This window comes from Thalassotalea sp. Sam97, from assembly GCF_041379765.1.
Taxonomy (GTDB): Bacteria; Pseudomonadota; Gammaproteobacteria; order Enterobacterales; family Alteromonadaceae; genus Thalassotalea_A; species Thalassotalea_A maritima.
This window is the reverse complement of sequence record NZ_CP166919.1, coordinates 218,403-244,928: the sequence shown is the minus strand read 5'-3', so window position 1 is coordinate 244,928 and position 26,526 is coordinate 218,403. Positions and strand designations below refer to the sequence as shown.

The window sequence follows — 26,526 nt, the reverse complement described above, 5'->3', positions numbered from 1 at the left end:
ATAGAACACTATACATGAACCGAGAATTGGACATGCTAAAACATAAAGAATATAGTTTTACTATTACTAACTCGAAAGCGCAGATAAAACGAAGAGTTGTACTCGAAATTGTACTGACGAATTTTGAGAAATCGAGGAAAGCTAGGCTACATAAGGGCTAGAGGGAAACATTCCCAAATAGATCCAGAATATAGAATAATTTCTATTAGTAGCTATTGGAAAGCCCTGTTATTAAGGGGCTTTTTTAGTTGAAGCGAACGAGAATTTAATAACCCATCATCGCTTCTGCCCCTCAAGTTCTTGTTCCTCTAGGTCAAGCTCGGTTGCTAGCTCTTCTTCCTCGGTAACCATTAGTTGCTCTTGGGCAACGTCTTCTTCAATACGCGGGTCAAGTGCAGATACCATAGGTGATGCATTTACATCGGATGCTGCCACCATGTAGTCGTTGTCGCTTGGTTTTTCGCGTTTTTGTTTGGCGTTAATTACCGTAAGTAATAGGAACATGACGATAGCAAGCAAGGCGATTGAGCCGTAAAGTGCCGCATAGCCAAATACATCCATAATTTTTGCAATAGCACCTGAGCCAAATGAAGCGCCTACACCAAAGGCAACGAGTAATGCTGAAGCCACACCGACTCGGTCTTCGTCATCTACACGTGAATTGGCTAGCGCTGCGCAAAGCGGGTACAAGGTAAAAATAAATAAGCCATAAGCGAAGGTTAATACAAACGAGTAAATATCGTTTTGGGAGAGCAAGTAAATGGCGGCGGCAATCACACTAATAAATATCGCATTGGCGCGTAAAAGGCGACTTCTGGCGACTTTGTCAGACAGTACGCCCATTGGCCACTGCGCCAAAAATCCAGCAAGTACGGTGACGAACATATACAGTGCCACTTGCTCACCACTAAAGCCTGCGAGCTGCGTAAACACCGGCGCTAAACCATAAAAGCTACCGCTAATAATGCCCGCAAAAAATACCGCAACCAGTGCTTGTGGCGCTTTTTTCACAAAGTAGAAAAAACTCACCGTTATTGGCTTAAGGGGTTTGGGATGAATACGCCTGGAAATGTTTAATGGCACGATACCTATCGTTAAAGCGATACAAATCAATAGCAACGGCTCTAAGCCTAGTTCAGGGTAGTAAGACAGTGATGCTTGGCCAAGCATCATCCCCAAATATGAGGTGATCATATACACAGAAAAAATGCGGCCACGGTGCTCTGGGCTGGCTTGTTCATTTAACCAGCTTTCAAGAACCATGTAATTACACATCATCGCAATACCAACAATAAGACGTAACACTAACCAAAAATAGACGTTATCAAATAAGCCGTGAAAAGCCACACAGGTGGTAACGATGGCAGTGCTCGCCGCGAACGTACGAATATGGCCAACGTTTTTAATGAGGATATAACCAATTTTGGCGCCAATTAACAGGCCAAGGTAGTTCATTGAGGAGAGCAAACCAATAAGACCGGTAGATACCTCGGCGCGAGCTAATACGACAGCCAAATAAGTCGTGAGTAAGCCAGAGCCACCGACTAAAAATAAATTAGAAAGGTATAAAGATAAAAATGCGCGCATTCATGCCTGCCCTAGGGTTTGTTGACATTGCCAACCAATAAGTTGTTTTGAAAACGATTACGTTAAATCAAAGCCGTCAAACAAATAATAGTCGCGCATTAGCGATTGTTCATAGCTGTGACATGGCTGTTTTAAAATTAAGACAGCACATTATAGCGGTATAAGCGATAACGACTCGGCTATATATTTTTATGTTACTGACAAAAAACATTTGTTTTGCGATTACTGATAAAGGCCTAAGTCATTAAAACTGATAGCTAAAAAATATTGGCTCATTAGCCACAGTTTGCTCCCTAAACGCAAAAAGCGGCAAGCTTACGCTTACCGCTTTTATCATGTAAACATTACCTGTTTGCTTAAACTGGTAGCATAACTACTGCTTCGCCATCAACACACAACTTGCCGTCTTTATCCAACACTTGCGTGGCAATTTTGGCAATTGGCTTGTCTTCGCGAATATGGGTAATTTCCACTTTCGCCGTTACTTCATCACCAACATACACAGGACGCTTAAACTTAAGCTCTTGACCTAGGTAAATCGCACCAGAACCTGGCATTTTGTAACCTAACAAGCCTGAAATTAAGCTTGATAACAACATGCCATGGACAATTGTCCCGCCAAACTGGGTTTGTTTGGCAAAGTCCTCGTCTAAATGCACTGGGTTAAAGTCTTCCGACAGTTTTGCAAAACTCTCTACCGAAAGCTTATCAAAGCTTTTGGTGACTTCAGCGGTTTGCCCTACTTGAAAACTCATGCGCTTTTCTCCTGTAGTTCATCTGCATGATCAATACCACCAGTCAGTGGATTAATGCGTTGGCGAACATATTCACCTGGTGCATCGACTAGTTTTTCATCTAATTGACGTGCCGCTACTGGCTTAGTGGTCGCAGGCGCTAAATCGCTCATCCATTTAACCCAACTTGGCCAGAAGCTGCCTTCATTTAAGCTCGCATTTTCTAACCACTCGCTTGGCTCGTCTTTAAGCTCACCAGTGTAGTGACCATACTTACCACCTGGCGGATTAATAATACCGGCAATATGGCCTGACTGACCTAACACGAAGGTTTTCTCGCCACCTAACTTTAACATGCCTTTGTAGTTACCTTCCCAAAGAGCAATGTGATCTTCCATGGTCGATACAAAGTAAGTTGGCGCATTGACTTTTTCTAGCGAAATTGGCGTACCACGAACTTTAAAGGTACCCGATTGGATCAGTTCGTTTTGTAAGTAAAAATGACGTAGCATGGTTGAATGCGCTTTACCCGCAACGTGCGTATTGTCACAGTTCCAGTAAAGTAATTCGTGCGCAACTGGGCTCTTACCTTTTAAGTAACCGTCTACGTAGTAATTCCAGTACAGATTATTTTCACGCAATAGGCTAAACGATACCGCCAGCTGACGACCATCCATAATGCCGTTAGCGCTGTTTTGTGCTTCAATCGCCGATACCATAGGCTCGTTGATAAAGTTACCAAGCTCACCTGGGTGGCTGAAGTCTAAAATGGTGGTGAACAATGTTGCCGATTGAATGCGCTTTTTCATACGGCGTGCAGCCATATAAGCCATAGTTGCAACCAATGTTGTACCACCAATACAGTAACCAACGCCGTTTACTTCTCGCTCACCGCAAGCACTTTCAACGGCAGTTAACGCTTCAATCACACCATCAACTACGTAATCTTCAAAGTCGATATCGCTGCCATTTTCTATTGATGGATTTAACCAAGAGATCATAAACACGGTTTGGCCTTGATCTACGAGGTATTTCACCATGGAATTCTTTTGCGTTAAATCCATGATGTAGTATTTGTTCACAAACGGCGGCACAATCAAAGTTGGGCGCTTAGCCACTTGTTTGGTGGTTGGCTTGTATTGGATTAGTTCAAATAAGTGGTTTTTATAAACAACTTTGCCCGGTGTTGCGGCAATGTCTTTACCTAGCTCGTAAGCGCTCTTGTCGGTCATGCTAACGTTTAAGGTGGTCGCACTCTTTTTTAAATCATCAGCCATGCGTTGCAGGCCATCCACCAAATTCTGACCATTACTTTCTTGAGTAAGCTTTAATAATTCAGGGTTGCACGACAAAAAGTTACTTGGTGCCATGGCACTTAAGTTTTGACGAGCAAAAAAGCGCATTCGATTTTTTTTGTCTTCGTCAACATCTGGAAGTTGCTCAATCCACTCCATGATATTTTTACTGGTCGCCAAGTAAGACTGCTTAATAAAATCAAACCAAGGGTGCGATTCCCATTCATCGCTACTAAAGCGACGATCACCCTTTTCAGGAGTAATAAGTGGCTGCTGTGAAGAATCTGACGCACGCAACATGGTGTTCTGAAAAATACCAACTTGCTCTTGCCACCATTTCATTTGTTGGTTAATTAAATTAAACGGATCTTGTACTTGCTTCGAAACCGCTTCAGACACATCGTTCGACTGCTGCTGAAATAAGGTACTGAATGTATCCTGTTGTGACTTAGAGATTGACTCAAGCATCTTCTCATTGATCTGACACATTGAATCGAAAATCTGTGAAAATGGCGAGGTATTCATGGTTCGTCCCTTGCGTAAAATGAATCATAAAAGCGAAGAGCTAGTCATTAGCTCCTCGCACTTAGATTAAACAGCTGCTTTTGTCACAGACTCACATGCTTCTTTTAGGTTTTTGTTAATATCAACCAATTTTTCAGCATCCGCTTTAACACGAGATTGAACTTCTTTTGCTAGTTCAACTTGCTTAGCACCTAGTTGTGATAACTCAGCTGGCGATTGAACTGCAGTTAGTTGCTTTAACTGTGCAATGCTCAGATCAGCGTAAAATTTAGCTGAATCTAATTGTGCGTTAGTTAAGCTTTCTACTTGCTCTAGTACCGCAGTGTTAAGTTGTAACCATGGCTTAAGGCCAGCCTGTAATTGCTCATTAAGATCTTTAAACATTTCGTTGTACATGATTTATCCCTCTTCGAAGTTTGTTTTTTGTACAACTTCAACATAATCAAACAATTGTTTAAAGTAAAGACTCAAATGGACATATCCGATCACACAAATGGACTATTGAAAATTTAATCGGTTTGTACATTTAACGCACAACCCCACCAAGACAAGGTTACTCTATGTTCGGATGATTTTTGTACAACCCAGGTGGCGCTTGGCCTAGCGAAGATCGCTATGGTTGATATTTTTTCACCTGTGCAGAAATGAATGCCATTTGCAGAAAGTGAGTTGTGTAAGTCACCACTCTTGACGAGGTTTTTTTAGCCTATTTTTTTAGTCGAATGAAACTACTAGTTAATCGCAAAGCTGCTTAATAATCTCACCAATTTTAGCAACACCTTGGCTAATTCTTTGCTCGTCAATGGCGGTAAAACCAAGCCGAAAGTAATTTTTACCTTGTTGCGGGTCAGCAAAGGCGATATCGCCCAACTCAATTAAAATTCCATGCTGTTTGGCGAGCTGTTGTAACTCTCGGCAATCAAGATTATCTGGCCCTTTAACCCAACAACTGGTGCCACCATTTACCAATATTGGCGGGTTAGACGGAATGTGTGTGTTGATGGCTTCACAAATCGTTTGCCAATTTTGTTTATAGGTTCGCCATAAACGCTTTACTAGTGCGTCGCAGTGTCCACGGGCGGAAACAATTTTGCCATGCTAGTTATGACTAAACTTTTTAATAATTTACCTGTAGAGTAAACTTTGCCCTGATAGCCATTAAGGATTCAATCGTTGTCGGATAACAAGGAAAAATCTGCATTGAGCATTTCAAAAGTTTCTTCATTTTTTAGGATTGATAGCTCGAAACTATCCTGGTATCACATTAAAAGTGTTGTACTAACCCATATCTTAGATGATTTAAGATTTTACATTTTCATTCTTCTTTTTTTACTGACAAGAACTTTTGTCTACAACTGGTATTTAGTTCCATCTGGCTCAATGAACCCAACGTTGGTTGAATGGGATTACATCGGACTTAATAAGCTAGCGTACAATGAAAAGGACAAGCCGCTACGAGGAGATATAGTTGTTTTCGATAGAGATATACTTTTAGTAAAAAGAATTGTTGGTGTAGGAGGCGACACCATCTCAGTCAAAAACGCAGTCTTATACATTAATGGAAAGCCCTTGCAGTTGAAGTACACTGAGCTTGACATTGCAATGTCTGGTCAGATCCCAGTAACAAGAAAGGTTAAGTTTGGCGTTTACGAGGAGACTTTTCCGCTGGAAAATGGCGGAAGCAGAATAAACAATGTCATCTATCTTGATAAAAAAAGTCTCTCAGAGAATTACCAAAATAGGATCGACAACAAGTACGCTAATATGGATGAGGTCATAGTGCCTGATGGCAAATATTTTGTTATGGGTGACAATAGATTTGCTAGTGATGATTCTCGTGTTATTGGCTTTATAAATGAAGATGAGATTATGGGTCGAGTGACTCACGTTCTATTAAACCCTGTTGATATTTTCAACAGGATAATAATGCTAAAGGATAAAGTTCAAGTTAGATTTTTTGAAAGTGTTTATAATTCATAAACAAGATTACCTGCTTCTCAAAACACACAAGATATACTATCTGTAGCAATAAATAGTGTAACGTTTTAGCCGGTACATAAAGGCTGGCTTAGACGACATATTCCATCTGAATGGTATGGTGCTTGATGTTGGCGCAGGTTCGGGACGTGATGCTCTGTTTTTAGTTGCTAAAGGTTTAAGTTTGCTTATCGTTTAACCTGCTACAGGTATTCGAAAAATGGCGCCGTAATCTCAAATTAATTCAACGATTTATTGGTTAAATAATAGCTTATCTGAACTAAACAAAGTACATGCTTTCCCGTTTTCGCGCCGGCCAAATAACGACTATGGAACTTACTATCCTCGATAGCACCAATCAGTGCGAATAAATTTCATAAACGGCCAACCGGCGATAAACAGATAGCATCGCAACAATTAATTACCATTAGCTAAGTTGATTGCACCCGATAAATCGTGACATAAAAGATGCAACCTCAAACAACAACCCGTTAGCGCACCTGAAAATACTGACAACTATGACACCTCGACGGGATCGTTGGCGGCATAGTCGCATCACCTCTGTTTTGCGGCTGATTACAACGAATGCCAAAACCAACGCCGACTAAGTTCACATAATATCGGCAGTTAACGCAAATGGGATCTTGGTCTTTGATACATTGCTGAAGAGGTTTTTGTTTTTGTTTAGATTGGGTCATAAGTGCTCCTTAGTGGATTAACTAATTAGGTTAAAAGCTAAGGCAACGCACGTTAACGTATCAATGTAGGTGCTTCAAAGTTTAGGCTTTAGTATTAAAGCTTTTGATATTAACGCTTTAGCTGATTTTATATACCGATCGCAAGTTGCCAATTAAATCACCGGATACATCCATTGTAATGTCTTTATGCTACAGTGCAATGGTATTGAATGACAAAAAGAAAATAAATATGAGCAAACCAAACAAGCCTATAAAACCCGTTTTTTTACTACTGATGGTGGTTGCTTTAGGGCTGGCATACCAACTGCTAGTCAAGCAGCAATCTGCGAATGACAATGATCAAAAAGCACCTGATTATGAAAGTAAAAGCGATATGACATCAAGTATTGATGATATAAAAACGCCGGGGCAACTGGTGAGTGACTTTATCGCAAACTTGCCTGCAAAACTAACGTTTCCCGCCTGTAAACAAGATATAGAATGTCTTAACGAAAACCAACTTTACGATGAGTTACTTCACAGCCTTAATGACATTAGCGAACAATATTATCTCAATAACCAAGGTTTTACTGTCATGACACATATCACCCAAGGGGCGCAATATAGTCAACTATCGTTATGGCGTTTTAATTTACAAGGCGAGTTTGTTGAACGTTGGTCAGAGTCGCTAGCAGGTGATGCTATATATTGTGTCGATAAGATAAACCATACGTTACGTATTGAACCTGTAGATGAGAACCAAGAGCCTTTTACGGTCCGTCTCGATACACTGCAATACGATGATATCAGCAAGATTAACTGCAGCGATGGCGAGCAATGAAAGCACGGTTACCGATAAACTTTACAGCGTTAATAAGAGCTTGCTCAAAATCCTCACCTTGGTAGCGCGAATTAGTTCATATATTTACGCATAAGTATCGACTTTATAAGATAATACACCGCCACATAAAACGTTATCGTTGAAACGGTTATTATCATCAGTAAAGAGGTAGTATTCATGCTTTAAATATCTCATCTTCTTTAGGGAGAGGTTTTCTCCACCACTGTGCCAGTGTTAATTTATCTCTGCGGCATTCGTAACGAATCCGCACCACCTGATACATTAAAAATACGGCAAATATAATCAGACTAATCACCCAATCCATCAAAACAACTCCTTTCTAGATATCAAAACATAATCTCAGTTAGCGCTTATGTTTTATTATCACATACACTAGCGCTACCGTAACAATACATGCTGGCAGTAAAAACAATAGTTGTTCACTCATGTTTGCTCCTTTATCCCAAGATCCAATTAATAATAGCCACTGCAAAAAATGTAATCATGAAAAGCGCTCTTGGCATTAAAATCAAATCGCTACAATGCCTATAAACTATTTCATGATAATACCAATCCCATTAAATTTTTGCTGACTCAGCGAGAATGCAAAGGCTCGACAAACACGGTAGCGGAATAACATAACGCTGTTATAAAACTAACAATACAGCTTATATCAAGTAAGCTTCACATTACTCTGTGCTCTGTCGATAAATCACTTGGATAAATAAATCTACATACTTTAATTACCATAGATCCCCAGCTAGCCCAAATTCTCAACTCATAATAAGACTAATAGATCAAAAAAAGTCTTGTTAGAAAATTCTAACAAGACTTTTTATTAAGCGAGAGACTTTTAGCTATTTAGCCGCAGCGCGGCTCAATCTATCTAATATATCCAACCACTGTAATTGCTGCGGTGGCATTTCGACATAAATTTTCGACACCCCAAGCTTATCAAGATCATGTAAGGTGCCATACAAGGCTTTTCGGTAACCTGCATCATCAGCAGGTAATTTTACGATGTGCTCACATGACAATTGTTGATAAGACGAATACACCAGCGCTGCAGCATTTTGACCGTCCTCGTTATTCAGTTGCTGTAACTGCTCTGGTTGGCACAAAATCACCTTAGCATTTGGTTGGTAATGCACTTTTTTATTGCCTGATACCGCTTCTGAATGGACGCGAGGCATCTCAATCGGCTGCTCAAAGAATGGTTGTAAATCAACAGCGTTAATAGGACCACTGCGTAATATCTGCGCCTGCTGGTTTTCCACTTTTAAAATGGTTGATTCGGTACCAACGCCACATGGGCCACCATCAAGTACTGCAGCTATTTTTCCGTCAAGCCCAGCTAACACTTGCTGCGCTGTCGTTGGGCTCAGCTTTTGATAAGGGTTTGCCGATGGTGCGGCAACGGCCATATTCGCTTGTTGTAGTAGTTGTAATAGTGCAGGGTGATTTGGCATACGAATGCCAACACTCGGTAAGCCACCATTAATTACCGGACTTACCGTTGCCAGACGTTTAAAAATCATGGTCAGCGGCCCAGGCCAAAACTGCTCAGCTAATGGATAAACCCAATCGGGTATATCCTCAGCCCAGTGCGATAACTGTTCAATATCACCGATATGAACAATAAGTGGATGATCACTCGGGCGTTGCTTAGCCGCAAATATTTTTTTCACCGCCTCTGGATTGCTGGCATCGGCAGCGAGACCGTATACCGTTTCTGTTGGTACGGCGACAAGTTCGCCGGCACGTAACAGTTCAACCGCTCGAGTTACATCAGCGGCATTATTCGCATTTAATAATTCTGTTTTCATGGATTACACTGCTGGCAGTAATAAGGATCAGCCAGCTCAGTCGTTGTTGTTTCGGTTTGTTGATAATCGCAGTGCTGACACTTACGAATGTGCGCCTTATTAAGCTCAGTGGCATTACCACAGGCGCTGCACTCAAGTCCTTTTACGTATTGATGATACCAAAAATTGGCCTTATCACATTGTGGGCAATTGGCTTGTAAACGCTCAGCCAATTGCTCTGCCGCTTGCATAATATATTGTTGTCGCTGTGGGCAATGCATTGCTCGTAAGTCAGGCTGCAAGGTCATAACAGTAGACGAATAATCATCTGGCAGGTGTGCTATGATCTGCTGCCAACTGGTTAAGCCTTTAATAATGGTATCGGCAAAAGATAATATCCAAGCTTGTTGTTTGTCACCTTGCTTGAATGTTTGTTCTAATGCCTGTAAATCACTGCCTACATACTTAGGCAAAAATACAGGTCCTTCTGCGTTGGCGACAATGTCTATGCCCGTGGTCGCATCGTGCAATACCAAAAGCTCGCTGTTCCAATTATTCATGCCTGGAAACGGGCCTTTGCCAAAGCTGCCTTCACTCCCCAAGCCAATAGCGACGCCGCTTAACTCACACGCCAATCGAGCCTTTTGTTTAGCACAGTCTAACGGCGACAACGTACGTTCAACCTCGCCAGAAAAGGTACCGAGTGAGTCGGTATCAAAACCGCTCTCGGTGACAACCCGGTATCCAACACTCGCTAATATTGGGGCAACAAGCTCACCTTTGCCATGCTTAGTTAATATGGCTAACAACTTGGCTGATGTTGTTGATTCCGGCATAAATGGCTGCTCTCTGGTTTACCTAAAAATAAGCCCTTATTATCTACACCTAGCAACAAACAACAAGAACCAAAAAGCATCATTTATTGCCAATATTTCGCATGCAATTAAAATCCATGCTTACCGTTGAAACGAACAGTTTCTTCGACTTAAAAACCCAGCGGGATACCAAACAAGAAAAATGCCACTAACAACGTCGTCCATACCAATAAAAACGCTATCGAGTACGGCATCATCATAATGATCACATCACCAAAGGTAAGATCCGGTTTATATTTACGCATAAAAGCTAAAATAACCCCTGCGTAAGCCATCATAGGGGTAATAATGTTGGTCGAAGAATCTGCCACGCGATACGCTGCGGCAACCAAATCTGGCGTCATTTGTGAGTTAACTTGATACAGCATAGGCACAAAAATAGGCCCTAATAGCATCCACTTTGAAGTTAAACCACCAACAAAGATGTTGATTAACGCGGTTGTAAAAATAAAGCCAACAATAAGCAAAATGGGGAATTGCTGCAGGCCCATATTTTCTAAAAACGTTGCACCCAAGTAGGTAATGTAGGTGCCGAGTCCCGAGTAGCTCAGCAAGCCAAGAAAGTTGTAGCTAAAGAAGGTCAACACTAGGATATAACCCATGGTATTCATTTGCGCCACCATGGCTTGCACAACATCAATCAAGTGACGAAATTTACCGGTGGCATAACCAAAAGCTACACCAACAATAATGAACACCATAGATATCAATAAAATCACATTATTCAGGTATGGCGTTATGGTGCGCCCAGACTCATCAACGTATGGCGCAAGAGGCCCTAATGCGAGGCCAACAACAATGGCAATGGCTATCACCAAGCCCCAAAATGCCGCTTTTAAGCCTTTTTGCTCTTTTTCAGACACCGCAAAGTCTGACAAGTCGATTTCTTCAGGCAGCTGATACGACATTTGCTCTAAACGCGGTGCGACAAAGCGTTTAGTAACCCAGGCACCAAGCACCACCAATAGAAATGTCGATGCAAAAATAAAGTAATAATGCATGGTTGCTGGGGTTAACGCTCTACCATCGCGCGACTCAAATGGTACACCTTGCGCTTCGGCAAAAATTTGCGCATTAACGCCAATAATGACATCAACAGGCGTCGCCGGGATAAGGTTGGCACTAAAGCCTGCGGAAACACCGGCAAAGGCCGCCGCCATACCAATGAGGGGATTTTTGCCAAGACCTGCGTATAACAAGCCGGCTAAAGGGATCAATACCAAGTAGCCCGCGTCGGTGGCAATGGAGCTCATAATGCCAAGAAAAACCAATGCAGGCGCTAAATAGCTTTCTTTTAAATGGGTGCCGAGTTTTTTAATAATGGCAGTTAACAAACCCGACTGTTCAGCAACCCCAACACCGAGCATCACCACTAAAATAACTGCCAGTACACCGTTGCCAAATGCTAACCAGTTTTTTAGTAAGGCATTGTCAAATAGCCAGCGGGTATGCTCTGCCTCGCCCATGTTTTTGATGGTATGGGTAACCTGTTCGCCACTGCCACTGACGGTTTGAAACTCTAAGCCACCGATAAAGATAGTGAGGATAAACGACAGCGCCAAAAACCAGATGAAGATAACTATAGGATCGGGGATCTTTTTACCGATTTTTTCGATAAGGCGAATGCTGCCTTTGGTTGCTAATTTGTTGTTATCGCTCGACATAGCTTATCTGCACCCTGTTATTGCTCAATTTACACACAAAAATCAGTGTATAGTATTTGTACGGCATTACCAATACGTTACCGGGTAAGTATTTGTGATAGGTCGTTTTGAATAGTGTTTGCTATAGATTGTCTAGCTTCACCTAATAACATAAGCCCAGTAGCATAAGTGCATCCATGACAATCACTACCTAACACCATCCTCATACAACAGCATTAGCCCGGTAGCATAAGTACATCCATGACAATCACTACCTACCACCATCCTCATACAACAGCATTAGCTCGGTAGCATAAGTACATCCATGTACAATCACTACCTAACACCATCCTCATACAACAGCATTAGCCCAGTAGCATAAGTGCATCCATGACAATCACTACCTAACACCATCCTCATACAACAGCATTAGCTCGGTAGCATAAGTACATCCATGTACAATCACTACCTAACACCATCCTCATACAACAGCATTTGCCCAGTAGCATAAGTGCATCCATGACAATCACTACCTAACACCATCCTCATACAACAGCATTAGTCCAGTAACATAACTACACCCATGACAATCACTACCTAACACCATCCTCATACAACAGCATTAGCCCGGTAGCATAAGTACATCCATGTACAAAAAAAGCCCATCTAATGATGGGCCTAGAGGAACTACCATACGCGAGCATTTATTATTGGTTACATAACTACCTACAAAAATGGTTACCTTAGCTTATGTTGGCAACCTCTATGGTTTTAAAAAGCTGCTGCGCCGATTGATGCTCACTTAAGTCGTACTTGAGTGCGACTTCATCACAACAATGCTGACGGGGACACAATTCGCAGTCTTTCATTACTTTTTCCGGCAAGGTTTCCTTATCACTTAACCGAAAGGCGATTTTCTCAAAAAATTTCGGCTTACGAGTTAATACAAATACTTTCAACAATGACAAGGACTTAGCACGATCAAGCAAGAATTCGCATAGCTTAATGCCATAGCCTTTACCTTGGTAGTTGTTATTAACACCTAGCGAGCGGATTTCAGCAAGACCGGTGCTGTATACATATAGCGATGCACAAGCGACAACTTTATTGTCGACTTCAACAACGGCAAAGTCGCGTATAGAGCGAATAAGGTCGTCTTCACTACGCGGCAAATTCTCTTCGCGATCACTAAAGTAGTTAACTAAGTTAGCTATCGCCCGTAAATCCGTGAGTTTGGCATCTCGAACTTGGTAATCGGTCGAGCCAAGTTGCTGACGATTTTGCTCAATAATTTTACTCACCGGTTCAATGCCAGTACCACCAAGAATACTGCGTTTGTTAACGAGATGCTCTAACTCCAGTACCGGATAAATATCATTGTCGATAAGCTCTGAAAATTGTCTTAGTTCATCTAAACGCAGGTTTTCTAGAGGTTCATTTTGACTGATAGCGTACAACACTACGGCACCGGTAATATCATGAGCGGTGCGAAACGGCATGCCTTTACCCACTAAATAGTCAGCAAGCTCGGTGGCATTAGCATAACCACCGCGCGCCGCACGCAGACACTCAGCGGCGTTCACTTCAATGGAGTTCGCCACTTCACAGGTCATCTCTAAGCAAGAGAACCACTGTTGCAGGGCATCAAACAAGCCTTGTTTGTCCTCTTGCATATCTTTGTTGTAGGCGAGAGGAAGCCCTTTTAGCGTCACCAGCAGTCCTTGCAATGCGCCATACACTCGGCCACATTTACCGCGAATCAGCTCTAATGCGTCGGGGTTTTTCTTTTGTGGCATCAATGAGCTACCTGAGGTTACCTGATCGCCTAAGGTGATAAAATTGGCTTCGCCAGAATTAAAAAAGATTAAATCCTCAGCAAAGCGTGATAAATGCATCATGCCTGTGGATGCGGCAAACAGTAAATCAAGCACATAGTCTCTATCTGATACCGCGTCTAACGAATTCATACACGGGCCATCAAAGCCAAGATCTTGCGCCAGTTCATGACGATCTATATCGTAGGCGGTACCCGCTAAAGCCCCGCAACCTAATGGCGATTGATTCAACCGCACTCTGGCATCTTCTAGGCGCGACACATCTCGTTTAAGCATTTCCACATACGCCATACACCAATGAGCAAAACGAATCGGTTGCGCACGTTGCAGGTGGGTATAACCGGGTAATATATGTTGTTTGTTGTTGTCGGCTAAGTTTAACAGCTCACTAATACAACTATTAAGCATATCAACCAAGGCATCCACTTGAGTGCGCGCCCATAAGCGTAAATCAGTGGTTACTTGATCATTACGGCTACGCCCAGTATGCAGCTTGCGCGCTACATCACCCACCGCATCAATCAATGCCAGTTCCACAAAACTGTGAATGTCTTCAGCGGTCGACTCACTAAAATCAACCTCACCATGTTCGACCTTAGCGGCTAAGTCCAATAACGCTTGCTCTAGTGTTTGCTGCTCTTGGCTACTGATAACCCCAGCTTTGCAAATGGCTTTCGACCAACCAATCGAGCCTTGAATATCTTGATGTACTAACACATGGTCAAACGCCAGCGAATCATTAAACGCCTTAAATTTGTCACTACTGCCAGCCTGAAAACGGCCTCCCCATAATGCCATATCACACCTCCTGCTGTTTTAGCGCTTTAATGCGACTAGCCAGACTGAACAAACGAATAAAGCCTTCGGCGTGTTTTTGATCGTAAACATCGTCAGCGCCAAAGGTAGCAAACTCTTCCGAATACAAACTGTTTGGTGAACGACGCTGGGTCACCACTGCTTGACCTTTGTACAATTTAACCACCACATCACCAGTCACTTGTTCAGCAAAACTTTGACAAGCTGCAAGCTGTGCTTTGGCGAGCGGCGTAAACCAGCGACCGTCATAAATAACATGAGAAAACTCTAGACCAACTGACTCGCGAAATTTTAATGACTCTTTATCTAAAATCAGCGTTTCCAAACCTTTATAAGCGGCCATTAACACAGTGCCACCTGGGGTTTCATAGCAACCGCGAGACTTCATGCCCACTAAACGGTTCTCGACAATATCTATACGACCAACGCCATGCTTACCCGCCTTGTGATTTAAATATTGCAATGCTTGATAAGGGCTTAAATGCTCGCCATCAACACTGACCAACTCCCCCTTAGCAAAGCTCAATAGCACAGTTTCAGGCGTATCCGGTGCTTCAAGCGGATCGGTGGTCATGGTCCATACCTCTTTTGATGGCTCACACCATGGGTCTTCTAACTCGCCGCCTTCATGAGAAATATGCCAAGCGTTGGCATCACGGCTATAAATTTTTGTTAAGGAAGCTGAGCAAGGAATATTGCGCGTTTCTAAGTATGTTAAAAGGTCTTCACGTGAGACCATATCCCATTCACGCCAAGGGGCAATCACTTTAAGCTGTGGTGCCAGCGCGGCAAAACAGGATTCAAAACGCACCTGATCATTGCCTTTGCCGGTACAACCATGACACACCGCATCGGCGCCCACCTTTAAGGCAACCTCGACATGGGCTTTGGCAATCACTGGCCGTGCCATTGAGGTACCAAGTAAATATTGCCCCTCGTAGACGGCACCAGTTTTTAAAATCGGATAAATATAATCTTTAACAAACGCTTCTTTTAAGTCGACTACATGGCATTCTGATGCACCTGACGAAATGGCTTTTTCAACAATACCATCGAGCTCTTCCTCGCCCTGTCCCACATCAGCACAAAAGGCGATGACCTCACAGCCATTGTAGTTTTCTTTTAACCACGGAATGATGGCCGAGGTATCTAAACCACCTGAATAGGCTAAAACGACTTTTTTAATATCATGATTCATTGCTGTTTCCCTACATTCATTACGATTGTTGATTATTTGCCAAAGGCGTTAGCAAGCTTAGTAACAAAGCATTTTGTGCCCACATGCGATTTTCGGCCTGTAACATGGCGATAGATTTATTCGAGTCGAATACTTGTGTGGTCACTTCTTGCTCTAAATGCGCTGGCTGGCAATGCATCACCGCCTGCGCCCCGGATATCTGCATAAGCTGCTCATTGACTTGATAAGGCATAAAGGTTTCGAGGATTTCTTCAACCTTAGTACTGTCACCCATGGAGATCCACGTGTCGGTGTAAATAACTTGTTGATCACTTGCTGCGTTAACATCGGTACTTACCAGCACTTTGCCACCATTTTCTGTGGCCAATTGCTCTGCTGTGTCAATCATCACTTGGCTCGGACCATGCCCTTGTGGTGTTACCACAGTGACATGCGCGCCGAGCACAGCGCCCATTAACATTAACGAGTTACTGACATTATTCGCGTCGCCGATGTAACACACTTTTAAGCCTGCAACTGTGCCAAAGGTTTCGGTTAATGCCATGTAATCAGCCAATGCTTGGCAAGGGTGATACAAGTCACTTAATGCATTAATGACAGGAATATTGGCGTGTTCGGCCATCTCATCGAGAACCGATTGCTTAAACACACGGGCAATAATGGCATCGGCCCAACACGCCAAGTTTTGCGCAACATCTTTAATGCGCTCACGCTCACCAAGTTGACCATTTTGTTGGCCAATATAGAGCGCATGACCGCCCATTTTGTTGATACCAATATCAAAGCTGATGTGAGTGCGTAGCGACGGTTTTTCAAACAACATCGCGACCGACTTGCCTGCCAATGCATTGCTATAAGCTTGTGGATTAGATTTAATGGCAATGCCTTTAGCAATAAGGCTTTGCAAAGTGCTTTTATCCTGATAATGATCAGCGAGATAATGTTGTAACGACATAAGGTTATTCCTGTAATAAATTAATTCGGTTTAGTAAAAATGCGTCTTGATGAAATTAGCTGTTAGGAATAATGCGGGTGCCGATTGAATCACCGGTGGTTAGCGCAAATAATTGCTCCGGTGTTTTCCAACTGGCAACCGCGATACTTCGTCGTAAATGATTCGCCGCCACAAAAGCGGCATTGACTTTAGCCACCATACCGTCAGTGATCACACCATCACTGATCAGTTGTTGTGCCATATGGTGATCGAGGGAGGTTAGATATTGTTGATCTGCACCTTTTACGCCGGCAACATCGGTTAATAACACCAACTCACCATCAACAAGCTGAGTAATAGCAACCGCTGCATCATCGGCATTAACGTTGACCAACTGGCCATCAGCTAAAGCGCCAATAGAATTGAAAATAGGCAATACATTGGTTGCTAATAAGGTATTTAACAGGGCACCTTCACTAGGGCTTGGTATGCCAACACAACCTAAGTGTTCTGCAGCAGGTATACATGACAATGTTTGACCATCGTGCAACGCCAAGCCTACTGCGCTAAGTTGCTGATTATTGGCTATAGCAACGATTTGTTTATTAACCGTTCCAGCCAAGGCGCCCGCAATGATCGGCATATGAGCCTGCTCGCTAACCCGCAAGCCATCGACTTTATGGCTGATGAAACCCGCTTGCTGCAACATAACATCGGCAACGCAACCACCACCATGAACAATCACCACCGCTTGTCCATGTTGTTGTAATTTTGCGACTACGCAAAATAATGAAGTTAAAGCCTGATCAGACTGAGCGATAGCGCCACCAATCTTAATCACCAGTGGCTTGCTTAAACATAATGAGTCAGCCATGGTTGCCTCCAACTAATGCCTGTGTTGGTGCGAAACCATAACGAATATTAAAACACTGTACCGCTTGCGCCGCAGCACCTTTTAACAAATTGTCGATAGCGCAACTTGCCACCAATACCTGTAACTTAGCATCGTACTGCCAATGTAAATTAGCAAATGGTGTATTGGCGACGTCATCAACCTGTGGCCAACTTGGCATTAAGCGAACCAATGGTTGATGTTGATAATATTGCTGATATAACGCGTTGATATCGTCCGTAGTAATACCTTGCTTAAGGCGCATGGTTACGGTCGCTAGCAAACCACGTTTAAACGGGGCGATATGCGGATTAAAGATCACCGAACAGCCTGCTTGTTGGCTAATTTCAGGTTGATGGCGATGTTGCAACACGTTATACGCTTTTAAACTGAGCTCATTAAAACTGGTGGCAAGGCTGGCTTTACGACCTGCGCCACTGACACCGCTAATACCATTGATTACTGTGATGCTGTTATCGTCGAGTAAATCGGCATCAGCCATAGGTTTAATAGCTAGCAAGCTCGCCGTTGGGTAACAACCGGGGACGGCTATGATATTACTAGCAGCTATCGCTTGTGCGTTAAATTCGGCCAAACCATAAACCGCCTCAGCCAAAAGTTGTGGGTACTGGTGAGTGAAGTCATAGTGTTGGGGATAATCGTCTACATCCTTGAGACGAAAAGCCCCTGACAGATCAAACACTTTAATATCGGCATCGATAAACGGTTGCGCCCACTGTGCAGAGTATTCATGTGGGGTTGCGAAAAATACCGCGTCAATTTCAGATTGGTTAGCATTTAACCAAGCAATATTAAACGCTTGTAAAGGGATGTCACAAATACCATGCATCTGCGGATACAACTGGCTAAACGGCTGATTTTGCGATTCGCTGTGTTCGGAAACCAACAAAGCTAAATCATCTACCTGAGGATGATTAATGAGAATTTTAACGAGTTCGGCGCCAGCGTAACCACTAGCACCGATAACAGCTATTTTCATATTTTTTATATCTCGCAATTTTATTCATAAATCGTCTATCCATGGTAAGTCAAATTAAGTCGATGCTGAGCCATTAAGACATGACACCAAACAGTATCAAACAATTAATTAATAACTAACCTAAGCTTATCTATTGCATTATTGACGATTTATTAATAACTTGATTAACAACTTCTTAAAAAAGATAACAACACAAAAATAATAATGCAATATTTTTGCATAACTATTTAACGACCAAGGTGCGCAAAAGTTAATCAAAGGATAGCTATGGCAATCGAAAATACCTTACCCAATTTAGAAAATGCGCTAAGTCAGTTGATTGCTACGCCTTCTATTAGCGCCGAAAGCGCTCAGTTAGACCAAAGCAATCAAGCCATCATTAACTTGCTCGGTAACTGGTTTGCTGATTTAGGTTTTACAATTGATATTCAGCCAGTACCGCACACCCGAAATAAATACAACTTACTGGCTAAGATAGGTCACGGTGAAGGCGGTTTATTATTGGCTGGGCATAGTGATACCGTGCCATTTGACGAACAAGGCTGGCACAGCGATCCTTTTAAGGTAAGCGTTAGAGATAATAAATTTTATGGTCTTGGTACGTGTGACATGAAAGGTTTTTTTGCCTTTATATTGCAAGCATGTAAAGCCGTCGATTTAACAAAGCTGAAAAAGCCTTTATATATCTTAGCAACCGCCGATGAAGAAACCTCTATGGCCGGTGCGCGATTCTTTATCAAGCAACAATTAGTTAAACCCGATGTGGCCATTATTGGCGAGCCGACCAAATTAAAGCCGGTGATCATGCACAAGGGTCATATGTCACATCGAATTTCGGTAACTGGTAAATCTGGCCACTCGAGTTTGCCGGATCATGGTGTTAATGCTATCGAGATCATCTACCAAGTTATTGGCCGGTTACTTAACTTTAAGCAACATTTAGCAAATACCTATCAAAATAAAGCATTCTCAGTGACTGAGCCAACATTGAATTTAGGGGCTATTCATGGCGGTGATGGAGCCAATCGCATTTGTGGTGAATGTTATCTGGATATCGATTTGCGCGCCTTACCCGGCATTAAAGACGATGAGTTAGTCGCTTGGTTAGCTGACGCCATTAAACCCATCGCCGATCAATATCCGGGTCGCATCAATATTCGTGAACTACACCTGAGTTCGCCGGCGTTTGCCGAACGTGCAGATAGTGAGCTTGCGCAAACCGCCAAAACAATATCAGGTCATTGTTGCCAAGCAGTTAATTACGCAACCGAAGCGCCATATATTCAGCAACTTGGTTGCCAAACCATTGTATTAGGCCCCGGCTCAATTGAGCAGGCACACCAAAACAATGAACATTTGGCATTTGAGCAAATTAAACCCGCAGAGCATATGTTGCTGCAGTTTATTCATCACTACTGTGGCTAATACTGCGCTAACAAGGACTTAAAACGCTTAACTTTGCGGTTTAACGCCTAACGTATGGCAAATTGCGTAGGTAAGCTCTGAACGATTGAGGGTGTAAAAATGAAAGTCATTAACCCCTTCGCTGCGTAAAATCTTCACCTGCTCCATAGCAATATTTGCACCGACCAAGTTACGTGTCATCGGGTCGGCATCTAAACCTTGATATAAATTGCCCATCCAGTCTGGCACATGGACGTTGGTTAACGCGGCAAAGCGTTTTAAAGTGGCGAAATTCGATACCGGTAAAATACCCGGGACAATTTCCACATCAATACCCACCGCCACACAGCGGTCGCGAAAACGTAAGTAAGCATCCATGTCAAAGAAAAACTGGGTGATCGCACGCGTTGCACCGGCATCGACTTTACGCTTTAGATTCACCAAATCAGCCTGCGCATTTGATGCCTCCGGATGAGTTTCAGGGTAAGCGGCAACCGAGATTTCAAAATCGGCAACCCCTTTAAGAAGCGTCACTAAATCATTGGCGTACATATCAGGCTTTGGCGAACCATCGGGTAAATCGCCACGCAGGGCAACAATATGGCGCACGCCACTTTGCCAATAATCTTTAGCAATCGTGATTAGCTCATCGCGACTGGCATCGATACAAGTGAGGTGCGGCGCGGCTATAAGACCGGTATCTCGCTGTATTTTTTTAATAACACCATGAGTGCGATCGCGAGTTCCACTGCCTGCACCATACGTTACTGAAACAAAGCTTGGTTTCAGTGGCGCGAGGCGGTCTATTGAACTCCACAAGGTATTTTCCATTTGCTCTGAATTTGGCGGAAAAAATTCAAACGACACATTTAAGTCACGGTCAATATCTCGTACCGTTCGATTAAGCAATTCCAATTGCCTTGCTTTTGCATTCATCGACTAAATCCTCTTTATTTACTCATTTTGTCTTCACTAATATGTATACACTGACGCTAAGCCGTTAACGGTAAGTTGGCTTTTGTTATCAACTATCAGCCATCGCATCTAATGCCCGTTGTAAATCAACCAATAAGTCTTCGCCATCTTCGATCCCCACAGATAGCCGCAATAGCGACTGGCTAATTCCGGCTTGTTTTTGCGCTTCTGCATCCATGCCCGCGTGGGTCATAGTCGCTGGATGAGCAATCAAACTTTCAACGCCGCCCAGCGATTGAGCCAGTGTAAATAATTGCAATGTTGCCAAGAACTGACCTACTTGTTCGTCGTTACCGGCTAACTCAAACGAGATCATCGAGCCAAAGCCTGCTTGTTGTCGCTGAGCAAGCAGATGTCCAGGATGATCGACAAGCCCTGGGTAATAAACCTTGCTTACCGCTTGATGATTGCACAATAAACTAACTACCGCTTGTGTGTTTGCAGCGTGCTGTTTTAAACGCACAGGTAAGGTTTTAATACCACGCAATGTCAAATACGCATCAAACGCACTACCGGTAATGCCAATACAATTTGCCCACCATGCCAACTCGTCGGCTAATGCTTGTTGTTTGCATACAACTGCGCCACCAACAACATCAGAATGGCCATTAATGAATTTGGTGGTAGAGTGAATCACCATATCTGCGCCAAACGCCAATGGTTGTTGTAAAAGTGGTGATAGAAAGGTGTTGTCTACCGCAACAAGTGCACCTACGCGCTTGGCGGCCGCAGCGATTTGCTCGATATCAACAATACGCAATAACGGATTACTCGGTGTTTCGATTAATACCAATTTCGGCTTTTTCGCGAGAGCCTGCGCTAACGCGGTTGCGTCGCTCTGATCAACAATATCGAGATGGAAATGACCACGCTTTGCGAGGTGGACAAACAGCCGATAACTGCCGCCGTAACAGTCATGTGGAATAAGCAGTCGATCATCTTTGCTCAGCAATTGACAAATAAGGTGAATCGCCGACATCCCGGTATTGGTAACGACAGCAGCGTCACCACCCTCAAGCTCAGCAAGTACTTGCGCTAGCGTGCTACGAGTTGGGTTTGCGGTACGGGAGTAGTCGTACTCTCTTTTTTGTTTAAAACCCTGCAAACTGTATGTACTTGATAAATGCAAGGCTGGGACCACTGCACCGTGATGTTGGTCACTGTTAATGCCGGCCTGTACTGCCATAGTTTGCTGCTTGTCATAAGCCATGGTGCATCTCCAAAAACAAAATTGGATGTTTAGACGTCTATCCAATCTAGGACGAATTTTCACCAAGGTCAACTATTTTTAGCCATCTATACATCTTTGCCGTTAAAAGTTGACTCATCTACTGGATACAGTACAATTTCATCACACCAGTTAAACCCGCGACATCAATCAGCAAGATGATGACGATGGGACATCTGCAAAGTAATGTTTAGGGAGTCACAATGGCTGATTGGAATGGGGAATACATTAACCCTTACGCACCACATGGTAAGAAAAGCGAACAAGTAAAAAAAATCACCGTTTCGATTCCGTTACGTGTGCTGAAAGTGTTAACTGATGAGCGCACTCGTCGCCAAGTAAACAACTTGCGTCACGCTACCAATAGTGAATTGCTATGCGAAGCGTTTTTACACGCATTTACCGGCCAGCCACTGCCTAGTGATGAAGACTTAGCGAAAGATAACGAGCATCAATTACCAGAGAGTGTTCGCAAGGTGCTAGCCGAAAATGGCATCACTGATTTTAGTGACTATGAACAAGAAGATTAACGCTGAAAGCGTTTAGCGCTAACTAGAACAAAAAAGAAGGCCAGCATTGCTGGCCTTCCTTTTTATTGCTCATTTTTATTTAGGTGTTTTCCATACCCATGTAATTTGCGGGTAGGTCTATTTCAGCAACGCCACTATCAACCGCAGCTTTTGCAACGGCATAAGCAACATTGGCTAATAAACGTGGGTCCATTGGTTTAGGAATAATATAGTCTTTACCGAAGCTTAGCTGCTCACAGCCACTGGCCTGCAATACACCATCTGGCACCGGCTGTTTGGCGATTTCTCGGATTGCATGCACCGCTGCAACCTTCATTGCATCGTTAATGGTTCGCGCTCGAACATCTAATGCACCACGGAAAATAAAAGGAAAACACAACACATTGTTAACTTGGTTAGGGTAGTCAGAGCGGCCCGTTGCAATAATGACATCTCTGCGGGTTGCTAAGGCAAGTTCAGGTTTAATTTCTGGATCGGGATTCGAGCAAGCAAATACAACGGGGTTTTCCGCCATCAACAGCAATTGTTCGGCAGATAACAAGTTTGGCCCAGATACGCCGACAAATACATCGGCCCCCTGCAACGCCTCTTCTATCGTTCGCTTGTCGGTATTATTAGCAAATAGCTTTTTATACTCATTAAGATCATCGCGACGAGTATGGATGATGCCCTTGCGATCTAACATGTAGATATTTTCACGTTGCGCGCCACAACTGATCAACAACTCCATGCAAGCGATGGCTGCAGCGCCAGCCCCTAAACAGACAATTTTAACTTGGCTCAGCTGTTTGCCCTGCACTTCTAGCGCATTAAGCATACCTGCAGCGGTAACAATTGCAGTGCCATGTTGGTCATCATGAAATACTGGGATCTTACAGCGCTCAATCAACGCCTTTTCAATAGCAAAGCATTCCGGTGCCTTAATATCTTCAAGATTAATACCGCCAAAACTGTCACTGATATTAGCAACGGTACTCACAAACTCTTCAATCGTTTTGTGTTTCACTTGAATATCAAACGAGTCAATATCAGCAAAACGCTTAAACAACAACGCCTTGCCCTCCATAACCGGCTTAGAAGCAAGCGGGCCAAGATTACCTAGACCAAGAATCGCCGTACCGTTACTGATCACCGCAACCGTATTGCCTTTATTGGTATATCGATACACGTTATTCACATCATCGGCTATTTCACGTACCGGCTCCGCAACACCAGGGCTATATGCTAAAGCGAGATCTTCCGCCGTTTCAGCTTCGGTGGTGATTGCCATAGCAATTTTTCCAGGCTTAGGTTGTAGATGGTAGTCTAGGGCTTGTTGACGTAAGTCGGTCATTTTTATAATTCTCAATGTTTTTGGGGAGGAACAACAGAAATGTAATGGTACCTAAAAGCTTTCATATTGACCACCAATAAGAGGTACGATGTTTTTCAACAACCTACCAACTAGTAAGCACTTACGAACCTTAATGAGTTTTATTTACATATGAGATCTGTTACAGACATCTTCCGCTTACAACGTTAAAGAATGACGTATTACAAATTGATATGACACCATCAAATTCTTAAAAAGCAAAATAAATCATAAACTTAAAAAATGTTAAGCTAGCGTTCATGTTCAGCGTGGCATGCTCTCAAAAGGTAATACCAGAGCCAGTGGCGTACTCATTGTGAGCATAGCGCTGAACAGCCAGTGCTAACACCTGCTCTGAATTAATAACAACAATATAGGGAGCCCCCATGATTTGAGCATGTTTGACAATCATCTTATTGAGTACAATTGCGCTTGCAACACCATTAAAAGCGCAACAGAGTGATATAACCAGTCGAACCTACTTGTAGCTCGGGTATGCTAGCCATCAATATGATGAAGACCTAACCTTGCAAGGTGAACAATGGCGTGGCTCTTTATCACTTAGCAATAACTGGTATATCAGTGCTCAATATGCAGATTTATCCGATCTCGATACCTCAGAACTGTTAATCCGCGTATCGTTTTAATCTTAAATAACCGGTTAGTGATTTAAGCCATAACGCAGATACAAAAAAGGGATCTTCACGATCCCTTTTAGTTTAGCCATCAGTACGATGAAACGTATTAGATTGATTACTCGTCAAATGGATTAACAAGAATCATAGTTTCAACACGGTCTGGACCGGTTGAAATAATATCAATTGGTACACCTGTTACTTCTTCAAGACGCTTGATGTACGCGCGAGCATTTGCTGGAAGCTGTTCTACAGAAGTAGCACCAACCGTTGACTCGTCCCAACCAGGCATTGTTTCATAAACTGGTGTGATATTTTCATAACCTTCTGCAGCCATTGGTGGCACAGTAAGCACGTCACCTGCTTCAGTTTTATAACCAACACAGATTTTTAGTTCTTTTAAACCATCTAGAACATCTAGCTTAGTTAAACAGAAACCTGAGATTGAGTTAACTTGTACTGCGCGGTGCATTGCAACGGCATCAAACCAACCACAACGACGCTCACGACCCGTAGTTGCACCAAATTCATGGCCAACAGTACCTAAGTGATTACCAATTTCGTCGTTTAATTCTGTAGGGAAAGGACCTGAACCTACACGTGTTGTGTACGCTTTAGTGATACCTAGTACGTAATCTAAGTAACGAGGACCAAAACCACAACCAGTCGCTACACCACCTACAGTAGTGTTTGAAGAGGTTACATATGGGTAAGTACCGTGGTCGATATCTAGTAATGTACCTTGTGCACCTTCGAACATGATTGATTCACCGTTCTTACGTGCTTGGTCTAGGGTCTCGCTTACATCGTTAGTCATCGCTTGGATGATCGGCGCGATTGCCATTACTTGCTCGTATACTGCTTCAACGTCTAATGCTTCAGCCTTGTAGTAGCTCGTTAGTACGAAGTTATGGTATTCCATAATTTCGGTTAACTTAGCTTTGAATGATTCAGCATCAAACAAATCACCAACACGTAAACCACGACGAGCAACTTTGTCTTCGTAAGCTGGACCGATACCACGACCAGTCGTACCAATCTTCTTGCTACCACGAGCCGCTTCACGAGCGTTATCTAGAGCAACGTGATATGGCATGATTAGTGGACATGCATCACTAATTAGTAAGCGCTCACGTACTGGTACGCCACGCTCTTCTAACATGCCGATTTCTTTCATTAATGCAGTTGGGCACAATACAACGCCGTTACCGATCAAACATTTTACGTTATCACGTAAGATACCTGATGGAATCAAATGCAGAACGGTTTTTTCACCATTAACGATCAATGTATGACCTGCGTTGTGACCACCTTGATAACGCACAACATACTTGGCCTTATCAGTTAACAAGTCAACAACTTTACCTTTACCTTCGTCACCCCATTGGGTGCCTAACACAACGACGTTTTTGCCCATAATATACTTTGCAAATCGGAAACAAAATTAGGTGCGCAATACTAGCAAAACTGGCTTTTTAGATCATCTGTTTTGCGCACTTTTTTCAAGCTAAATTGTAAATATATTGCAAGCGTAGCCAAGATTAAGTGTTAAGTAGCCAAATAATAGCGCCTATCGCCACCAACACAGCGCCAATTTGGCGAATACTGTTGGGTTTCTCATTGGCAATTTGCAACATAAAATTACGCCAACGATTAGGAAATAGCAGTGGCCCTAGCCCTTCAAAAATCAACATTAATGCCAATGCCGAAATAATAATATCGACGGTCATAGTCATCCTTGCCTGTTTTCATGGTAGATAAAAATAAAC

25 protein-coding genes are annotated in these 26,526 nt (G+C 43.0%); 4 read left to right on the top strand and 21 right to left on the bottom strand.

All coding sequences use genetic code 11. The annotated features are described in order from the left end of the window. Positions 1 to 276: 276 nt before the first annotated feature. The 5 genes from ACAX20_RS01070 to ACAX20_RS01050 all read right to left on the bottom strand — a co-directional run bounded on the left by ACAX20_RS01070 (position 277) and on the right by ACAX20_RS01050 (position 5,110). Positions 277 to 1,587, bottom strand: a complete 1,311-nt coding sequence (locus ACAX20_RS01070) for an MFS transporter (RefSeq protein ID WP_371187820.1) — start codon at positions 1,585 to 1,587, stop codon at positions 277 to 279. Positions 1,588 to 1,943: 356 nt separating this feature from the next. Next, a complete protein-coding gene (locus ACAX20_RS01065) occupies positions 1,944 to 2,342 on the bottom strand; it encodes a MaoC family dehydratase (RefSeq protein ID WP_371187818.1) in 399 nt (132 codons plus the stop codon). Then, the gene (gene phaC / locus ACAX20_RS01060; RefSeq protein WP_371187816.1) at positions 2,339 to 4,141 is read right to left on the bottom strand and encodes a class I poly(R)-hydroxyalkanoic acid synthase; all 1,803 of its coding nucleotides are present in this window, start codon (positions 4,139 to 4,141) and stop codon (positions 2,339 to 2,341) included. Before phaC ends, ACAX20_RS01065 begins: the two co-directional genes overlap by 4 nt. Before the next feature lie 66 nt (positions 4,142 to 4,207). Next, complete coding sequence (locus ACAX20_RS01055) at positions 4,208 to 4,537, bottom strand: phasin family protein (protein WP_371187814.1); 330 nt, start codon at positions 4,535 to 4,537, stop codon at positions 4,208 to 4,210. A 339-nt stretch (positions 4,538 to 4,876) separates the two neighbouring features. Next, positions 4,877 to 5,110 (bottom strand): hypothetical protein, encoded by a 234-nt coding sequence (locus tag ACAX20_RS01050; RefSeq protein ID WP_371187812.1) that lies wholly within the window; start codon positions 5,108 to 5,110, stop codon positions 4,877 to 4,879. A 204-nt stretch (positions 5,111 to 5,314) separates the two neighbouring features. On the opposite strand from ACAX20_RS01050, the gene lepB reads away from it, so the two are divergent. After that, the gene (lepB, locus tag ACAX20_RS01045) at positions 5,315 to 6,121 is read left to right on the top strand and encodes a signal peptidase I (RefSeq protein WP_371187810.1); all 807 of its coding nucleotides are present in this window, start codon (positions 5,315 to 5,317) and stop codon (positions 6,119 to 6,121) included. Positions 6,122 to 6,609: 488 nt separating this feature from the next. Here the strand turns inward: lepB and ACAX20_RS01040 are convergent, their stop codons facing one another. Beyond that, the gene (locus tag ACAX20_RS01040; RefSeq protein ID WP_371187808.1) at positions 6,610 to 6,816 is read right to left on the bottom strand and encodes a hypothetical protein; all 207 of its coding nucleotides are present in this window, start codon (positions 6,814 to 6,816) and stop codon (positions 6,610 to 6,612) included. A 229-nt stretch (positions 6,817 to 7,045) separates the two neighbouring features. Between ACAX20_RS01040 and ACAX20_RS01035 the strand changes: the two genes are divergently transcribed. Then, the gene (locus ACAX20_RS01035) at positions 7,046 to 7,636 is read left to right on the top strand and encodes a hypothetical protein (RefSeq protein WP_371187806.1); all 591 of its coding nucleotides are present in this window, start codon (positions 7,046 to 7,048) and stop codon (positions 7,634 to 7,636) included. Positions 7,637 to 7,811: 175 nt separating this feature from the next. On the opposite strand, the gene ACAX20_RS01030 is transcribed toward ACAX20_RS01035, so the two are convergent. The 9 genes from ACAX20_RS01030 to argC all read right to left on the bottom strand — a co-directional run bounded on the left by ACAX20_RS01030 (position 7,812) and on the right by argC (position 18,634). Continuing rightward, positions 7,812 to 7,961: a hypothetical protein gene (locus ACAX20_RS01030; RefSeq protein ID WP_371187804.1), complete on the bottom strand. Its 150-nt coding sequence runs from the start codon at positions 7,959 to 7,961 to the stop codon at positions 7,812 to 7,814. 532 nt (positions 7,962 to 8,493) lie between these two features. Next, on the bottom strand, positions 8,494 to 9,462 hold the full coding sequence (locus tag ACAX20_RS01025; RefSeq protein WP_371187802.1) for an L-threonylcarbamoyladenylate synthase: 969 nt from the start codon (positions 9,460 to 9,462) through the stop codon (positions 8,494 to 8,496). After that, complete coding sequence (locus ACAX20_RS01020) at positions 9,459 to 10,277, bottom strand: DUF6671 family protein (RefSeq protein WP_371187800.1); 819 nt, start codon at positions 10,275 to 10,277, stop codon at positions 9,459 to 9,461. The genes ACAX20_RS01025 and ACAX20_RS01020 overlap by 4 nt, the downstream gene beginning before the upstream one ends. Positions 10,278 to 10,426: 149 nt before the next feature. After that, a complete protein-coding gene (locus tag ACAX20_RS01015; protein ID WP_371187798.1) occupies positions 10,427 to 11,980 on the bottom strand; it encodes an AbgT family transporter in 1,554 nt (517 codons plus the stop codon). 722 nt (positions 11,981 to 12,702) lie between these two features. Further along, on the bottom strand, positions 12,703 to 14,592 hold the full coding sequence (gene argH / locus ACAX20_RS01010) for an argininosuccinate lyase (protein WP_371187796.1): 1,890 nt from the start codon (positions 14,590 to 14,592) through the stop codon (positions 12,703 to 12,705). A gap of 1 nt (position 14,593) precedes the next feature. Next, on the bottom strand, positions 14,594 to 15,808 hold the full coding sequence (locus ACAX20_RS01005; RefSeq protein ID WP_371187794.1) for an argininosuccinate synthase: 1,215 nt from the start codon (positions 15,806 to 15,808) through the stop codon (positions 14,594 to 14,596). Positions 15,809 to 15,827: 19 nt separating this feature from the next. Further along, entirely contained in the window at positions 15,828 to 16,763 is a 936-nt protein-coding gene (locus ACAX20_RS01000) for an ornithine carbamoyltransferase (protein WP_371187792.1), read from the bottom strand. Between the two features lie 55 nt (positions 16,764 to 16,818). Further along, complete coding sequence (gene argB / locus ACAX20_RS00995) at positions 16,819 to 17,616, bottom strand: acetylglutamate kinase (protein ID WP_371187790.1); 798 nt, start codon at positions 17,614 to 17,616, stop codon at positions 16,819 to 16,821. Continuing rightward, positions 17,609 to 18,634, bottom strand: coding sequence for an N-acetyl-gamma-glutamyl-phosphate reductase (gene argC, locus ACAX20_RS00990; RefSeq protein ID WP_371187788.1), 1,026 nt, complete (start codon positions 18,632 to 18,634; stop codon positions 17,609 to 17,611). The genes argB and argC overlap by 8 nt, the downstream gene beginning before the upstream one ends. Before the next feature lie 267 nt (positions 18,635 to 18,901). Here argC and argE point away from each other — a divergent pair, with 267 nt between their 5' ends. Next, on the top strand, positions 18,902 to 20,059 hold the full coding sequence (gene argE, locus ACAX20_RS00985) for an acetylornithine deacetylase (RefSeq protein ID WP_371187786.1): 1,158 nt from the start codon (positions 18,902 to 18,904) through the stop codon (positions 20,057 to 20,059). Positions 20,060 to 20,086: 27 nt separating this feature from the next. On the opposite strand, the gene metF is transcribed toward argE, so the two are convergent. Beyond that, positions 20,087 to 20,974, bottom strand: a complete 888-nt coding sequence (metF, locus tag ACAX20_RS00980; protein ID WP_371187784.1) for a methylenetetrahydrofolate reductase — start codon at positions 20,972 to 20,974, stop codon at positions 20,087 to 20,089. A gap of 88 nt (positions 20,975 to 21,062) precedes the next feature. Next, a complete protein-coding gene (gene metB / locus ACAX20_RS00975; protein WP_371187782.1) occupies positions 21,063 to 22,223 on the bottom strand; it encodes a cystathionine gamma-synthase in 1,161 nt (386 codons plus the stop codon). A gap of 221 nt (positions 22,224 to 22,444) precedes the next feature. On the opposite strand from metB, the gene metJ reads away from it, so the two are divergent. Then, positions 22,445 to 22,771, top strand: coding sequence for a met regulon transcriptional regulator MetJ (gene metJ / locus ACAX20_RS00970; RefSeq protein WP_371187780.1), 327 nt, complete (start codon positions 22,445 to 22,447; stop codon positions 22,769 to 22,771). Between the two features lie 79 nt (positions 22,772 to 22,850). On the opposite strand, the gene ACAX20_RS00965 is transcribed toward metJ, so the two are convergent. The 4 genes from ACAX20_RS00965 to ACAX20_RS00950 form a co-directional block, all read right to left on the bottom strand. Then, positions 22,851 to 24,104: a malic enzyme-like NAD(P)-binding protein gene (locus tag ACAX20_RS00965; RefSeq protein WP_371187779.1), complete on the bottom strand. Its 1,254-nt coding sequence runs from the start codon at positions 24,102 to 24,104 to the stop codon at positions 22,851 to 22,853. Between the two features lie 298 nt (positions 24,105 to 24,402). After that, on the bottom strand, positions 24,403 to 24,534 hold the full coding sequence (locus ACAX20_RS00960; protein WP_371187777.1) for a hypothetical protein: 132 nt from the start codon (positions 24,532 to 24,534) through the stop codon (positions 24,403 to 24,405). A 341-nt stretch (positions 24,535 to 24,875) separates the two neighbouring features. After that, positions 24,876 to 26,174, bottom strand: coding sequence for an adenylosuccinate synthase (locus ACAX20_RS00955; RefSeq protein WP_371187775.1), 1,299 nt, complete (start codon positions 26,172 to 26,174; stop codon positions 24,876 to 24,878). Positions 26,175 to 26,298: 124 nt separating this feature from the next. Then, positions 26,299 to 26,487 (bottom strand): DUF2065 domain-containing protein, encoded by a 189-nt coding sequence (locus ACAX20_RS00950; protein ID WP_371187773.1) that lies wholly within the window; start codon positions 26,485 to 26,487, stop codon positions 26,299 to 26,301. Between the last annotated feature and the right edge of the window lie 39 nt (positions 26,488 to 26,526).

Excerpts from the sequence above, each read along its gene's own strand:
- ACAX20_RS01015 (WP_371187798.1), bottom strand. The coding sequence starts at position 11,980 with ATGTCGAGCGATAACAACAAATTAGCAACCAAAGGCAGCATTCGCCTT.
- ACAX20_RS00950 (WP_371187773.1), bottom strand. The coding sequence starts at position 26,487 with ATGACCGTCGATATTATTATTTCGGCATTGGCATTAATGTTGATTTTT.
- ACAX20_RS01065 (WP_371187818.1), bottom strand. The coding sequence starts at position 2,342 with ATGAGTTTTCAAGTAGGGCAAACCGCTGAAGTCACCAAAAGCTTTGAT.
- phaC (WP_371187816.1), bottom strand. The coding sequence starts at position 4,141 with ATGAATACCTCGCCATTTTCACAGATTTTCGATTCAATGTGTCAGATC.
- ACAX20_RS01055 (WP_371187814.1), bottom strand. The coding sequence starts at position 4,537 with ATGTACAACGAAATGTTTAAAGATCTTAATGAGCAATTACAGGCTGGC.
- metB (WP_371187782.1), bottom strand. The coding sequence starts at position 22,223 with ATGGCTTATGACAAGCAGCAAACTATGGCAGTACAGGCCGGCATTAAC.
- ACAX20_RS01040 (WP_371187808.1), bottom strand. The coding sequence starts at position 6,816 with ATGACCCAATCTAAACAAAAACAAAAACCTCTTCAGCAATGTATCAAA.
- ACAX20_RS01025 (WP_371187802.1), bottom strand. The coding sequence starts at position 9,462 with ATGAAAACAGAATTATTAAATGCGAATAATGCCGCTGATGTAACTCGA.
- argB (WP_371187790.1), bottom strand. The coding sequence starts at position 17,616 with ATGGCTGACTCATTATGTTTAAGCAAGCCACTGGTGATTAAGATTGGT.
- argC (WP_371187788.1), bottom strand. The coding sequence starts at position 18,634 with ATGAAAATAGCTGTTATCGGTGCTAGTGGTTACGCTGGCGCCGAACTC.
- ACAX20_RS01035 (WP_371187806.1), top strand. The coding sequence starts at position 7,046 with ATGAGCAAACCAAACAAGCCTATAAAACCCGTTTTTTTACTACTGATG.
- metF (WP_371187784.1), bottom strand. The coding sequence starts at position 20,974 with ATGAATGCAAAAGCAAGGCAATTGGAATTGCTTAATCGAACGGTACGA.
- ACAX20_RS01000 (WP_371187792.1), bottom strand. The coding sequence starts at position 16,763 with ATGTCGTTACAACATTATCTCGCTGATCATTATCAGGATAAAAGCACT.
- ACAX20_RS00960 (WP_371187777.1), bottom strand. The coding sequence starts at position 24,534 with ATGATTGTCAAACATGCTCAAATCATGGGGGCTCCCTATATTGTTGTT.
- ACAX20_RS01030 (WP_371187804.1), bottom strand. The coding sequence starts at position 7,961 with ATGGATTGGGTGATTAGTCTGATTATATTTGCCGTATTTTTAATGTAT.
- ACAX20_RS01005 (WP_371187794.1), bottom strand. The coding sequence starts at position 15,808 with ATGAATCATGATATTAAAAAAGTCGTTTTAGCCTATTCAGGTGGTTTA.
- ACAX20_RS00965 (WP_371187779.1), bottom strand. The coding sequence starts at position 24,104 with ATGACCGACTTACGTCAACAAGCCCTAGACTACCATCTACAACCTAAG.
- ACAX20_RS00955 (WP_371187775.1), bottom strand. The coding sequence starts at position 26,174 with ATGGGCAAAAACGTCGTTGTGTTAGGCACCCAATGGGGTGACGAAGGT.
- ACAX20_RS01020 (WP_371187800.1), bottom strand. The coding sequence starts at position 10,277 with ATGCCGGAATCAACAACATCAGCCAAGTTGTTAGCCATATTAACTAAG.
- ACAX20_RS01070 (WP_371187820.1), bottom strand. The coding sequence starts at position 1,587 with ATGCGCGCATTTTTATCTTTATACCTTTCTAATTTATTTTTAGTCGGT.
- metJ (WP_371187780.1), top strand. The coding sequence starts at position 22,445 with ATGGCTGATTGGAATGGGGAATACATTAACCCTTACGCACCACATGGT.
- argE (WP_371187786.1), top strand. The coding sequence starts at position 18,902 with ATGGCAATCGAAAATACCTTACCCAATTTAGAAAATGCGCTAAGTCAG.
- argH (WP_371187796.1), bottom strand. The coding sequence starts at position 14,592 with ATGGCATTATGGGGAGGCCGTTTTCAGGCTGGCAGTAGTGACAAATTT.